Origin of the sequence: Ruminococcus sp. RTP21198st1_G1_RTP21198_201120 (assembly GCF_040924265.1) — a bacterium.
GTDB classification, from domain to species: Bacteria; Bacillota; Clostridia; order Oscillospirales; family Ruminococcaceae; genus Hominimerdicola; species Hominimerdicola aceti.
In genome coordinates this window covers 1-14552 of sequence record NZ_JBCOMH010000021.1, presented here as the reverse complement: position 1 = coordinate 14552, position 14552 = coordinate 1, and the positions used below count along the sequence as shown (strand labels likewise).

The following is a 14552-nucleotide window of genomic DNA, read 5'->3' as shown; positions in this document are numbered from 1 at the left end:
AACGTTTTTGATAGCGTGTTAAGTATAAAAGTTACAAATTGTAATTTTTGCTCCGACATTTGTTCGTATGGCATATAACAGTCTATATTTCGGGGATATATCTGAATATAGAACTTGTGTTCCCTGTGAAAACAAACAAATATTTTAGTCATTTCGGCAAAAAGCGATAAAATCTGTTGCCAAATTGTAACCTTTATGATATTATGAAGTTGATATACGAAAACGTATAAGATAATTCTGTCAGTTAGGGGGCGTTTGGAATGGAAAAGGGGCTGAAAAAAGTTTTTTCGGCTATGGGCGCAGTATTTTGTGCTGTTATGATAATCATGCTTTGTCAGGTGACAAATGCGGTGAGCTACAGCGAACAGACCGTCACCGTGGACTATGATTATCAGGTCATAGACTCTTTTGAGGGCGTTGACGCTAAATACGTTCTCGGCTATTCCGACACCGGTTATTACTGCTGTGCAGGATATGTTTCACGTTTTTATGAAGAAAAGTTCGGTGTTACAGTATACAACATAAACATGGTGGACGACAAGCCTAGCGTGTACTGCTACGGCAAAAAGGCAGAGCTTCGTGAAGTGAAAACTCCGCAGGCCGGGGACATAATGCAGGACAAGGATTACTCTCATGTTGCCATTGTAAAGGACTGTCAGGGTACGACGGCTACTCTTATCGAGCAGAACTACAAATGGACTTGGAACGACACTGTTTACACTGTGAAAAACAGAAAGGTGCTTACTAACAATCACTATTTCTACAGACTTTACATAAACGGCGTTGCGCAAAGTCTTGACATCGACACAACAAGACCTGTTATCGCAAACGCAGGCTGTGAGAACATTACTGGAAAAGGCTACACTGTTAAAGCGGATATTTATGACAACAGGGCTGTGGCTTCGGTAAAGGTATCCACTTATTTTGAGGGCAACAAGACAAAGACTATAAGCCGGGTTTACACATCGGTGGTGAACTCGCTTTCACACTCAGTAAAGGTAACTGACCTTGGGAGCAAGGACGGATATTATATTACAACCATAACGGCTACTGACGAGGCCGGGAACAGCTCTGAGCAGGTCATAAAGACTTATGTTGACACAACTGCGCCGACCATATCGGGGGCAAAGGTGGAGAACATCACAGCAAAGGGCTTTGATGTTTCTTGCAATGTGAGCGACAAGAGCGGAGTTTCAAAGGTGGTCTTCCCTGCTTACCCTACAAAAAATGGTGAAAGTGCAAAGAAATACGCAAGCGTAAAGCTTTCGGGTGGCAAGGCTTCAGCTTATGTTTCTGCTGAGGACTATTCAGTAAAAAGCGGTGAATTTACCGTTAAGATAACGGCTTATGACAAATACGGAAACAGCTCAACAAAAACTATAAAGGCTAGCATAAAGCCTGCGGCTTCGGTAACATTGGATAAGGCTTCACTGACTCTTGACAAGGGCAAAAGCAGTGTTATTTCTGCAAAAATGGGTGGCGGAAGCGGTCTGACGGACTTTGTTTCCTGGAAGTCTTCTAACAGCAAAATTGCTTCTGTGTCAGACGGAAAGGTCACTGCAAAAGGGGTTGGCAGAGCAACTATCACGGCATACACAACAGGAGGAAAAAATGTTAAATGTACCGTCACTGTAAAGGGTAAAATCAGTGACAGCAGTATTTCGGCTATAAAGACGCAAAGCTACACAGGGAAGGCGGTTTCTCCTGCGCCTGCAGTGACATATGGCGGCAAAAAGCTTGTAAAGAACACTGACTACACTGTGAGCTACTCAAAGAACACAGCCATAGGTCAGGCAAGCGTAAAAATAACAGGCAAAGGCTTATACAAAGGCACAAAAACTGTGAACTTCAACATTCGTCCTGCCACAGTGACGAAGCTAAAAGTTTCTTCCACCGGTGAAAAAAGCGTTAAGCTTTCTTGGAAAAAGGTTACGGGTGCTGACAGCTACGCTATATACAGATATGACAGTACAAGCAAGAAATGGCAGAGGATAAAAACTGTAAAGGCTGTAAGCTTCACTGACAGCGGACTTGCTCGTGCAAAGGGGTACAGCTACAAGGTAAAGGCTGTGAAAAAATCCGGCGGAAAAGAATACATTTCGGCTAGCTACTCAAAGGCTATAGAGGCTGTCACAAAGCCTGCAAAGGCTTCATGCACGGCTAAATCAGCAGGCAGCGGCAGCATTGAGGTATCATGGAAAGCTGTTGGGGGTGCAAGCGGATATGAGATATACTCCTCTTCAAATGGCAGTGATTATGTGAAGTCGGCAAAGGTGGGTGGCTCTCAAAAGAGTGCTATCGTATCAGGATTTGAGCCTTACTCACTTAGAATGGTAAAGGTAAGGGCTTACAAAACTGTGAACGGAAAGACTTCTTACGGGGCTTTTTCGCAGGCGGCTATGGTTATTGTTAGGTAGGCTGGATACAGAAACATATGATATAAAATAAGCAGGCGATAGGTGATATGCGGGCGACCAAAGGTCGCCCCTACGATAGTTCAAGCATTGTAGGGGAGCGGCGCAATTTCTGCTTTGCAGAAATACGACGTCCCGATTTCGGAACGTTACCATTTGTAAGATTGCAAAGAACTTGTGTAATTTCGCCATATATCAGTCGCCACTACGATACATGACTGGTACGCTACACAATTGAGGTAAACCAAACGAGCGAATGATGTTCGCCCCGACATTTTTTATTGCTACACAAAAAAGGACAGCACTTTGGAAAAATGCTGTCCTTTTTCTATATTCATATAGGTCTATCTTTCCATTTTCCAGAACTCTACAGAGTATGGCTTAAGCTCGCTGCCACCACCAAAATCATGGATAGTGCCTGTGAGAAGCTCCTCTGCCTGACCGCAGCCTGCGTCAAAGTGAGCTGTGAAAGGCTGATCGTCAGCGTTTATTGCAACAAGGACACGCTCACCCTCGAACTCACGCTCGATTATACACTGCTTATTGGTAAGAACAGGTATTTTGATAGAGCCATAGCAGAGAGCCTTGCTGTTTTTGTGTGCCTCTGCCATTTTTGAGATAAGCTCTGTAAGGTCGTTCCACTCAGGCTTTTCAAAGCTTACACGGAGCGCAGGGTCGCCCTCGCTCTTGTTTGCCTTTGTTCCCCACTCTGAGCCGTAATATACACATGGGATACCAGGCATACCAAAGAGCATTCCATAGATAAGTGGCAAATGACGCTCATTTGTGAGCTGGCTTGCTATTCTTGATACATCATGGTTATCAACAAAACACAGCAGGTGCATTCCTCTGTATCTGCACCAGTTCTCAGGTCCGAACTGATTTTTCAGAGAATGGCATATCTCAAACATATTCATGCAGTTGAAGCTTGAATAAAGCCCCTTATAGCACTCGTAGTTCGTGCAGGAATGGAGCATTTCAGGATTTACCCACTGAGCGTAATCACCATGTAGAAGCTCGCCAATAAGGACGAAATCCTGCTTGAGCCAATCGCAATGCTGTCTGAGGCGCTTCAAGAAGTTCTTATCAAGGCAATATGCAACGTCAAGGCGAAGTCCGTCTATATCAAACTCCTTGACCCAATTTGTTATGCATTCCAAGATATGATCCACTACCTGTGGATTATTAAGGTTTAGCTTAACAAGGTCAAAGTGACCCTCCCAGCCCTCATACCAAAGTCCATCGTTATAGTTGCTGTTGCCGCCGAAATTGATATGGAACCAATCTTTATATGGTGAGTTCTCACGGTTTTTCAGAACGTCCTGAAAAGCCCAGAAGCCTCTGCCGACGTGATTGAAAACGCCGTCCAAAACTACCTTTATGCCGTTTTCGTGAAGCTCTTTGCAGACCTTTGCAAAGTCCTCATTTGTGCCAAGGCGACAATCTATCTTGCGGTAATCTCTGGTATTATAGCCGTGAGTGTCGGAATCGAACACCGGTGAAAAATAGATAGCGTTGGCACCAAGCTTTTTGATATGAGGTATCCAATCTATTACCTTTAATATCCTGCTTTCCTCTTTGCCGTCATTCTCAAATGGCGCACCGCAGAATCCAAGAGGATAGATCTGATAAAATACACTTTCGTATGCCCACATAATATTATCTTCCTTTCTGATACTAATAGAAAATGTTGTTCGCAGATGAAATATGATTTGCTGAGAAAAAAGCGGGCGAAAGCTGTTCGCCCCTACAGGGTAGCGTTGCGTTATTTGTACACCAATTTCTTCAACTCATTCATATTTTATTGGTTATCTGCGAAACTATAGTTAAACTGTACAAAATACAACATTACTATTATATCAAACTTTGGCATATTTCTCAATACTCATTTTTCATTAATATAATCCACACTTTTGTGCATTTTATACAACTATTGACAAATCAATCGTGAAATGATATTATATTTATAACAAATATCAAGGGTTGATTTTTGGTAAAGGCAGGGATAAAAATATGAAGAAGATACTTGTGCTTTTCACCGGGGGCACTATCGGAAGTGCCACAAATGACGGCATAATAGATGTTGAGCGTGAGGGAAAATACGCTGTTGTGGAAGCTTACAAGAGTGCATACGGCGATGATGTGGAATTTGAATGTCGACAGGTACTTAATATACTCAGCGAAAACATGGGGTTTTCGGGGTGGGAGAAAATGATACACGAGATAAACAGCATTGACACGGCTTTATACTCGGGAGTTATCCTCACCCACGGAAGCGACACCCTTGCTTACACTTCGGCTATGCTTGGAATGTATTTCAGGCATTTTGATATACCCCTTTTTATTATCGCAAGCAACAAGCCCATTGGCGAGAAAGGGTCGAACGGGCTTTTCAACTTCACCTCGGCGGTGGGGCTTATAAAAGAGGGTAAATACAAGGGCATTTTCACGCTGTACGAGAGGGTCATGCTTCCTACTAGAGTGATACCTGCAGACACCTGTCGGGACAGGTTTGGGGTATATGGTTATGACGGCTTCAATGATTTTTCGGTTTTCAGCGGAGTGAGCGAGAATATGCTGTCACGCCCTAGGGAACGGATTTTCCATAATGATGTCAAATTTGGGAAGCGTGTTCTTTTTATAGAGGGTTATCCTGCAATGGACTTTGGGTGCTTTGTGCCAAACGAGGACACGGCGGCGGTGCTTTACTCACCTTATCACAGTGCGACGGCTTGCACTGACGTTTCAGAAGGGAAAAGCTATGCACTGACGGAATTTATCAAGGGGTGCATAACAAAGAACATTATGGTGTATATTTGCGGTCTGAAAAGAAAAGTGCCTATCTACTCGACGGTGGAGGAGATAATAAAGGCAGGCAGCATACCAATATACACCACCTCAGCGGTGGCGGCTTATATGAAACTTCTGCTTGCTTACAATCAGGAGGAAATGCCTGTGAAAGAAGTCATGGGGAAAGACCTTTTCTTTGAGGAGGTAAAATTCTCATAAACATTGTTTCAGTTATTGACAAAATGCTGAGCTTGTGATAAAATCAAAGTATATTAAAATAGTATATTTAGAAAAAAGTACAACGGAGGTAATAAAAATGGCAGACACAAAAATTTCAGACTCAGTTATTTATATTGGTGCAGACGATCATGACATTGACCTTTTTGAGAGCCAATATGTTGTGCCGAACGGCGTTTCGTACAACTCTTATGTTATCATTGACGAGAAGATAGCGGTAATGGACACTGCTGACCCTAGGGTAACGGACGTTTGGTTTGACAATCTTGAAAAGGCTTTGGGCGGCAGAAAGCCTGATTATCTTGTTGTTCAGCACATGGAGCCTGACCATGCAGGAAACATCAAAAAACTTGCGGAGAAATATCCTGAAATGAAGATAGTGGGAAACGCAAAGACTTTCCCTATGATGAAGCAGTTTTTCACCATTGATGGACTTGACGATAGGTCTGTTGTGGTAAAAGAGGGGGACACGCTTTCTCTTGGAAGCCACACGCTTCAGTTCGTAATGGCGCCTATGGTACACTGGCCTGAGGTAATGGTGACATACGAGCAGAGCGAAAAGCTGTTGTTCTCTGCTGACGGATTTGGAAAGTTCGGCGCACTTGATGTTGAGGAGGACTGGGCTTGCGAGGCTAGAAGATACTATTTCAACATTGTGGGCAAATACGGTGCACAGGTACAGGCGCTTCTTAAAAAGGCGGCTGCCCTTGACATAAAGATGATACTGCCTTTACATGGCCCTATACTCAAAGAAGATCTTGGTTACTATCTTGGACTTTACAACACATGGTCAAGCTATCAGCCTGAGAGCAAGGGCGTATTCGTAGCGTATGCTTCAATACACGGTAACACTGCAAAGGCGGCTGAAAAGCTTGGTGAGATGCTGAAAGAAAAGGGTGCTGAGAAGGTAGTTATCAGCGACCTTTCAAGAAGCGACATGGCAGAAAATATCGAGGACGCTTTCAGATATGACAGAATAATACTTATGGCAAGCAGTTATGACGGCGGTGTATTCCCTGTTATGGAGGATTTCCTTATGCACCTTAAGTCAAAGAACTATCAGAACAGAAAGATAGGTCTTGTAGAGAACGGCTCATGGGCGCCTACTGCGGCAAGGGTCATGAAGGGATATGTGGAAAACTTCAAGAATGTTACCATTGCTGAGCCTGTTGTGACTATCCGCTCTACGCTTAATGAAGCTTCGGAAAAGGCTTTGAGCGAGCTGGCTGAGGTCATGGCTAAGGGTGAATAAATTTCGCTCAGTCAGATAAATCAGACAAAAAAATGCGGGCGGCCAGAGGTTGCCCCTACAGCGTTTGCAAAATAAGTAGGATTTGTCGTGTAAACAAAAACACGGGCGAACAGTGTTCGCCCCTACAATAATGTTTTGCGGTTATCTTAAATCGCTAATTAATACAGATATGAAAAAGGCAGGACGTGCGAAACGTCCTGCCTTTTGTGTTATATCACATTGCCGTCTGTGGTGATTATTCTTACTGCCACGGGGATATTTTTGCCGCTGTCAGTGACTGCTTTTCTTACTGCGTGTTCTATTCCGCCACAGCATGGAACTTCCATTCGGGCTACTGTTATGCTGCGGATATTGTTTCTTTTCACTATCTCGCCAAGCTTTTCGGAATAGTCTGTGGCATCAAGCTTCGGACAGCCTATGACGGTTATTTTGCCTGTCATGAAATCGGAATGGAAGCTTCCGCAGGCATAGGCTGTGCAATCCGCAGCGACAAGCAGGTCTGCACCGTCAAAGTATGGTGCGTTCACAGGTACAAGCTTTATTTGCACAGGCCACTGCATAAGCTGTGACGGAGTTTTTGCTGACGGGGTATCTACCGGGGCTGGCTTTTTGGCAAAGGTTTTCATCATTGAGCCTGGACAGCCATGGAAAACAGGTTTGCCAAGACGCTTTTTGTTTTCTTCCACTGCCTTTTCGTCATAGGCGGCGGCTTCTCGCTCAACAAAGGATATGGCATTCGTTGGGCAGGCTGGAAGACAATCTCCAAGACCATCACAATAATCGTCACGCATAAGCTTTGCTTTGCCGTTCACCATGCCTATTGCACCTTCGTGGCAGGCTTTTGCACAAGCACCACAGCCGTTGCACTTTTCTTCGTCTATTTGTATTACTCGTCTTATCATATGGTTACCTCCGTATTTTTATTGATATCTTTCGTTTCGGCATAAAGCTCTTGACTTTATGCTATGATTATAATATAATCTTATCGCAAAGTCTGTTGTAATTACAACAAAAGCATAAAATTATTTCGTAAAAATGAGGAAGATAAAATGGATAATAAATACATCAAAATAATAAAAGATACTCCCCTTTTCCAGGGCATGAGCGACGAGGAGATAGCTCAGTTTCTCAGACCTGACGGCAGTGGCATAAAAAGCTTTCGCAAGGAAAGCTATATTTTTCACGCAGGAGACAAGACCGCTTATTTCGGCATACTTCTGGAGGGCAAGGCACTTATCGAACGTAACGAGCTTTGGGGTGGCAGGAGCATAATAGCTTCTTTAGAGGCAGGACAGCTTTTCGGAGAGGTCTATGCCTGCACAGGTGAACCGCTTGGGGTGAGCGTATGTGCAAAGGAGCAATGCACAGTGCTGTTTTTATCCCCTGAGTCTATTATAAAGGAAAGTTCGACGCTGACGGCTAGGCTTCTAAAGATAACGGCTATGAAAAATCTCAGGCTCAACGAAAAGATACAAGTGATAACACCAAGGACTATAAGAGAGCGTGTTATGGTTTATCTTTCTTCGCTTGCAAAGAAAAGCGGATCGCACATTGTCACGACGAATTTCGACCGTCAACAGCTTGCAGATTTTCTCTGCGTTGACCGCAGTGCGCTGTCAACAGAGCTTGGAAAAATGCACCGTGAGGGGCTGATAGATCTAAATGGTCGGGAGTTTATACTGCCTGAAAACTGCTCTCGCGGAACGTGATTTGTTAATTTATATGTAAATAATAAGTCATTTAACCATATTCATTTTTTCCGCTCTTTTTAAAGAAAAATTGCATATTTTATATTGACACAACCTGCTTTGTGTTGTATAATATATATAGTGCCGCCGTGGCAGTTCATAATTACTTAAACGTTTATTGCGGAAATGTATTTATTTACAAATAGTCACGGTATTGGGAAATTGATTGAAAGGATTGATTGCTTTGGCAAAGAAGAATGAAAGCATAAGCGACAAGATCGTTCGTTTGTATAAGGAGGGCTACTCCATTCCTGAGATAGCAAAAGAAATGGAGATGCCTAAGGATAATGTTCCGAGAATACTTGAAAAGCACTTCCCTGACTATGCAAGCTTTGAACAGCCTGTAAGAGAGGGTGCTGATGAAAACGGCAACGGAAAGAAGAGCGTTTTCAATATGTCTGTAAGCGAACTTTTCGGAAAGAAGAACAAAAAGCAGGAGAATGTTGAGCCTGCAAAGATAACTGTAAATCTGGCTATGGACGATGACGGATTTGTTGATCACAGTGTTGCGGCTATCGCCTCAATGCTTCAGAAAGGCAGAAGCGTAAATGATATCGCAGGATTCTTTAATAAAGATCCTGAGGATATCAAGGCTGTTCAGGGCTGCATGGACGAGCATTTCAAAAGAATGAATACATACAAGGGTCCAAAGGTCGAGCCTGCGTCTGAGCCTAAGGAAGAGCCTGCTCAGAACATAACTGATCCGCTGGCGGCAAGCCTTGCAAGCGGCATTGCAAAGAGAAAGAGCAATATGTATGCAACAGGTATCGAAACACCTGCAAAGGCTGAACCTGCTTCCGCTCCTGTTCCTCCTGAGGACAATAGCGTTCACCTTGTTACTCCTGAGGCTCTCAAAGAGGCTGAGGAAAAAGCTAAGGCAGAGGAAAATGCAAAGGCTGAAGCTGCTGTGGCTGAGGAAGTTCCTACAATGGACGAGGTTGAGATGCCGTCAATCGAGCCTATAAGCCTTGATGACACAATGGTGGTTTCACCTGCCCCTGAGTCTACTATGCCGTCTATAGAAGACGAGATAGCTGAAAAGAAAGCTGCGGAAGCTGAAAATACAAATAATAATGAGGAGGGCGAGAATATGGGTATGAGTCCAATGGAAAAAATGCGTATGTTTGCGCAGGAGCAGATCGAGCTGAACAACAAGAAGATCGACGAGCTTAAGGCAAGCATTGCTGAAACTGAGGCAAAGTCTTTGGATCTTGGTAAGCAGGCAAGCGATATCTACGAGGAGATCGTTAAGCTTCAGGAAAAGGCTAAGGCACTCAACGCTGAGAAGGAGCAGGTTGATATTCAGATCAGTCAGGTAAACGCTGAGATCGAAGGCATCAGAAAAGAAAACAACGAATTCAAGAGCTATATGTAATAGCATCTTATTCAAATCATATAAGGCAGGAGGCTTCGGTTTCCTGCCTTTTTTATTTGCGAGGAATGAAGTGGAAAATAGCACAGATGATAAACGAAAGAAGCAGTACGTCGCATTTCTGCCAAGCAGAAATTGCGCCGCTCCCCTACAGGTGGTGGCAGGCTGATGTTTTTTGATTAAAGTCAAACTTTTTTACCTGAAAGTATTGAAAAATAACGGCAAATATGGTACAATGCTTTTATAAACCTTGAAAGGATATTTTATATGAGCAATATACTTATTCTGGCATTCCTGTTCTTTGCAGGGTGTCTGATAGGCTGGGGGATAGAAGTTATTTTCAGACGATTTGAGCCTAACAACAAAGCAAGAAAATGGATAAACCCCGGCTTTCTTATTGGTCCTTATCTGCCTTTATACGGCTTCGGACTTTGCACCCTTTATCTGCTGGCAGGACTTGAAAAATTTATACACACTGACAACACGGCTTTGCAGAAGTTTATACTTTTTTTGCTTATGGCTATTGCAATGACAGTGATAGAGCTTAATGCAGGCGAGATATTCATTGTGAAAATGCATGTCAAGCTGTGGGACTACACTGGAAACAAATTCAACTATAAAGGCATAATATGTCCGTTGTATTCGCTCATATGGGCAGCATTGGGCGCGGTCTATTATTTCTTTATACACCCATACATTCTTGACGCACTCAACTGGCTTGCGAATAATTTGGCGTTCTCGTTCTTTATTGGATTTTTCTATGGTGTTTTTGCTATCGACCTATTCTATTCCCTGAAGCTGGCAGAGAAGATAAAAACGTTTGCGGAAGAGAACGATATGGTCATCAGATACGAAGAGTTCAAACGGCACATCAGGGAAAGTTCAGAGGAGAGAAAAGAGAAATACAGATTTATGCTTTCCATGGGCTCAGGTGCAAGGCTTGGCGAGCATTTGAGAAAGTATCGTGACAAACAGCGTGAGGAGCAACGTGGACACAGGCTCAATGGCTTTATATCAAAAATAAAAAAGTCGGATACATGAAAATTAACAAAATAACCATTGACAAAACATCAGCATGGTGATATACTGATTTCATATGTAAAAAACGTTGACGAAGACAGTAGGCTTTATGCGAAAATCTCAGCGAGCCGCCGACAGTGAGAGGGCGGTATGATTAGCTTTAGGCTGAATATCACTTCCGAGTTGCAGGCTGAAAATCAGTATGATAAGTAAGCTTCGCCGCTTTTCCTGCGTTAAAGGGAACGCATATGTCAGTATGCTGAAAAGGTGGTTTGCGAATGGCTTTACGGCTTTCGTCCTGTTTCAGGGCGGAAGCCTTTTTTATTGCATTTTATCTTTATGCGTAACTGATCGTTTATTACAAAATCAGAAAGGATTGATCTTCGTGTACAAAAAGGTTGACACCAATCTGAACTTCGTTCAGAGAGAAAAAGAAGTGGAAAAGTTCTGGGACGATAACAATATCTTTGAAAAAAGTATTGACAGCCGTAAAAAGGGCGAGTCCTATGTTTTCTATGACGGACCTCCAACGGCTAACGGCAAGCCGCATATCGGTCACGTTCTCACTCGTGCTATCAAGGATATGATACCAAGATACCGTGCTATGAAAGGCTATCAGGTACCTCGTAAGGCTGGCTGGGACACACATGGTCTGCCTGTTGAGCTTGAAGTAGAGAAAATGCTTGGTCTTGACGGCAAGGAGCAGATCGAGGAATACGGTCTTGAGCCGTTTATCAAGAAGTGTAAAGAATCTGTATGGAAATACAAGGGTATGTGGGAGGACTTCTCAGGCACTGTTGGCTTCTGGGCTGACATGGAACACCCTTATGTTACCTATGACAACAACTTTATAGAGTCTGAATGGTGGGCTTTGAAGCAGATATATGAAAAGGGCTTGCTTTACAAGGGCTTCAAGATAGTTCCTTACTGCCCACGCTGCGGCACACCGCTTTCTTCTCACGAAGTTGCTCAGGGCTACAAGACAGTTAAAGAGCGTTCTGCTATCGTTCGTTTCAAGCTTGTTGGCAAGGACGAATACTTTCTTGCATGGACGACAACTCCTTGGACGCTCCCTTCAAACGTTGCCCTTTGCGTAAACCCTGATGAAACTTACTGCAAGGTTGAAGCCGCTGACGGCTACACTTATATTCTTGCCGAAGCGCTTCTTGACACTGTTCTCGGCAAGCTTGCAACTGAGGACAAGCCTGCATACAAGGTGCTTGAAACTTACAAAGGCAAGGATCTTGAATATATTGAATACGAGCCGCTTTATGAGTGCGCAGGCGAAAGTGCAAAGAAGCAGGGCAAAAAGGGTCACTTTGTTACCTGTGACAGCTATGTAACTATGTCAGACGGTACAGGTATCGTTCATATTGCGCCTGCTTTCGGTGAGGACGACTCTAAGGTCGGAAAGAAGTATGATCTGCCTTTCGTTCAGTTCGTTGACGGCAAGGGCGACATGACTGCTGAAACTCCATATGCCGGAATGTTCGTAAAGGACGCTGACCCTGAGGTACTCAAAGACCTTGACAAGTCAGGCAAGCTTTTTGCCGCTCCTAAGTTCGAGCATGATTATCCGCACTGCTGGAGATGCGGCTCACCTCTTATCTACTATGCAAGAGATACTTGGTTCATCAAAATGACAGATGTCAAGGACAGACTTATCGCAAACAATGACACTATCAACTGGATTCCTGAGAGCATTGGTAAGGGACGTTTCGGTGACTGGCTGAAAAACGTTCAGGATTGGGGCATTTCAAGAAACAGATATTGGGGTACTCCGCTGAACATTTGGGAGTGCGAGTGCGGTCACAGACATTCTATCGGCTCTATCGAAGAGCTGAAGTCAATGTCAGACAACTGTCCTGATGATATCGAGCTTCACAGACCATACATCGACAATGTAACTATCAAATGCCCTGAGTGTGGAAAACAGATGCACCGTGTATCAGAGGTAATAGACTGCTGGTTCGACTCAGGCTCGATGCCTTTTGCACAGCACCACTATCCATTTGAGAACAAGGAGCTTTTCGAGTCACAGTTCCCTGCTGACTTCATTTCAGAAGCTGTTGACCAGACAAGAGGTTGGTTCTATTCACTCCTTGCTATCTCAACGCTTATATTTGACAAGGCTCCATACAAGAACGTTATCGTACTTGGTCTTGTTCAGGACGAGAACGGTCAGAAGATGTCAAAGTCAAAGGGCAACGCTGTTGACCCATTCGAGGCACTGGCTAAATACGGCGCAGACGCTATCAGGTGGTATTTCTACACAAACTCTGCTCCATGGCTTCCTAATAAGTTCCATGACAAGGGCGTAACAGAGGGTCAGAGAAAGTTCATGGGCACGCTTTGGAACACATATGCGTTCTATGTGCTTTATGCTGAGATAGACAAATTCGACCCTACAAAGCATGAGATAGAATATGACAAGCTTTCTGTTATGGACAAGTGGCTGCTTTCAAAGATGAACTCTATGATAAAGGCTGCTGACGACAACCTTAACAACTACAGGATACCTGAGGCTGCAAAGGCTATGCAGGAGTTTGTTGATGATCTTTCCAACTGGTATGTAAGAAGAGGCAGAGAGAGATACTGGGCTCAGGGTATGTCACAGGACAAGATAAACGCTTACATGACTCTTTACACTGCTATCATTACGCTCTGCAAGTGTGCAGCACCTATGGTGCCTTTCATCACTGAGGAAATATATCAGAATCTTGTTAGAAGCGTTGACAAGGACGCTCCTGAGAGTATCCACCTTTGCGATTATCCTGTTTGCGACGAAAACATGATAGACGAAAAGCTTGAAGCTGACATGGAAGAGGTTCTGGAGATAGTTGTTCTGGGACGTTCTGCAAGAAACGGTGCGAGCCTTAAAAACCGTCAGCCTTTGAGCGTGATGTACGTTGCAGCAGACCACCCACTTGACAGCTACTATATCGACATCATCAGGGACGAGCTTAACCTCAAGGACGTTCAGTTCTCAAATGATGTATCTGCATATATTGATTATAAGTTCAAGCCACAGCTCAAGACACTTGGACCAAAGTACGGCAAGCAGCTTGGTGAGATAAGAACTCAGCTTTCACAGCTTGACGGACACAAGGCTATGGGCGAACTGAACGAAACTGGCAGCCTGAAACTCACGCTTTCAAGCGGTGAGATAGCACTTGACAAGGATGATGTTCTTATCGAGTCTGAGCAGAAAGAGGGCTTCTACACCCTTTCTGAAAACGGTGTAACTGTAGCTATCAGCACTGTTCTCACTCCTGAGCTTATTGAAGAGGGCTTTGTAAGAGAAGTTATCAGCAAGGTTCAGACAATGAGAAAGGATTCGGGCTTTGAGGTAATGGATCACATCACTGTTTCTGTAAGCGGCAGCGAAAAGGTTATGGCTGTTGTTGACAAGAACAGAGAGGCTATTTCTCATGACGTTCTTGCAGACGATATCGTACTTGGCGAAAATGTCGGCAACGAAAAGGATTGGGACATCAACGGCGAAAAGGTTTCTATCGGCGTAAAGAAGAACTAATTCTGAGATATAAAAAATCAAGCAGGACAGCTTTCAGGCTGTCCTGCCTTTTTTGTTTTGGGTTATAAGCCATGCACAGCTCCCCCCTACATAAAACACAAAAAAATAGGGCTGTAAAAAAACGCGCAATAAAAAAAGACTGCAACCACCCTTAAAAGGGTAGGAAAGCAGTCTTTTTTGTGGT

At 43.8% G+C, this 14552-nt stretch carries 9 protein-coding genes; 7 read left to right on the top strand and 2 right to left on the bottom strand.

Translation table 11 applies throughout. The annotated features are described in order from the left end of the window. Nucleotides 1–260: 260 nt before the first annotated feature. Nucleotides 261–2417 carry an Ig-like domain-containing protein gene (locus AB5627_RS12555; protein ID WP_022286668.1) on the top strand — a complete coding sequence of 719 codons (2157 nt, stop codon included), beginning with the start codon at nucleotides 261–263 and terminating at the stop codon, nucleotides 2415–2417. Between the two features lie 341 nt (nucleotides 2418–2758). On the opposite strand, the gene AB5627_RS12550 is transcribed toward AB5627_RS12555, so the two are convergent. After that, on the bottom strand, nucleotides 2759–4069 hold the full coding sequence (locus AB5627_RS12550) for an alpha-amylase family glycosyl hydrolase (protein WP_022286667.1): 1311 nt from the start codon (nucleotides 4067–4069) through the stop codon (nucleotides 2759–2761). Between the two features lie 358 nt (nucleotides 4070–4427). Between AB5627_RS12550 and AB5627_RS12545 the strand changes: the two genes are divergently transcribed. Continuing rightward, entirely contained in the window at nucleotides 4428–5423 is a 996-nt protein-coding gene (locus tag AB5627_RS12545; RefSeq protein ID WP_265290905.1) for an asparaginase domain-containing protein, read from the top strand. Between the two features lie 97 nt (nucleotides 5424–5520). Beyond that, nucleotides 5521–6693, top strand: a complete 1173-nt coding sequence (locus AB5627_RS12540; protein ID WP_022286664.1) for an FprA family A-type flavoprotein — start codon at nucleotides 5521–5523, stop codon at nucleotides 6691–6693. A gap of 209 nt (nucleotides 6694–6902) precedes the next feature. On the opposite strand, the gene AB5627_RS12535 is transcribed toward AB5627_RS12540, so the two are convergent. Beyond that, entirely contained in the window at nucleotides 6903–7595 is a 693-nt protein-coding gene (locus tag AB5627_RS12535; protein ID WP_022286663.1) for an ATP-binding protein, read from the bottom strand. 147 nt (nucleotides 7596–7742) lie between these two features. Here AB5627_RS12535 and AB5627_RS12530 point away from each other — a divergent pair, with 147 nt between their 5' ends. From AB5627_RS12530 to ileS, 4 genes are all read left to right on the top strand, one after another. Further along, the gene (locus AB5627_RS12530) at nucleotides 7743–8402 is read left to right on the top strand and encodes a Crp/Fnr family transcriptional regulator (protein WP_022286662.1); all 660 of its coding nucleotides are present in this window, start codon (nucleotides 7743–7745) and stop codon (nucleotides 8400–8402) included. Nucleotides 8403–8625: 223 nt separating this feature from the next. Further along, entirely contained in the window at nucleotides 8626–9816 is a 1191-nt protein-coding gene (locus AB5627_RS12525) for a hypothetical protein (RefSeq protein WP_022286661.1), read from the top strand. A gap of 264 nt (nucleotides 9817–10080) precedes the next feature. Next, nucleotides 10081–10854, top strand: coding sequence for a hypothetical protein (locus AB5627_RS12520; RefSeq protein ID WP_368369876.1), 774 nt, complete (start codon nucleotides 10081–10083; stop codon nucleotides 10852–10854). 364 nt (nucleotides 10855–11218) lie between these two features. Next, entirely contained in the window at nucleotides 11219–14368 is a 3150-nt protein-coding gene (gene ileS, locus AB5627_RS12515) for an isoleucine--tRNA ligase (protein ID WP_022286659.1), read from the top strand. The last annotated feature ends 184 nt before the right edge of the window (nucleotides 14369–14552 follow it).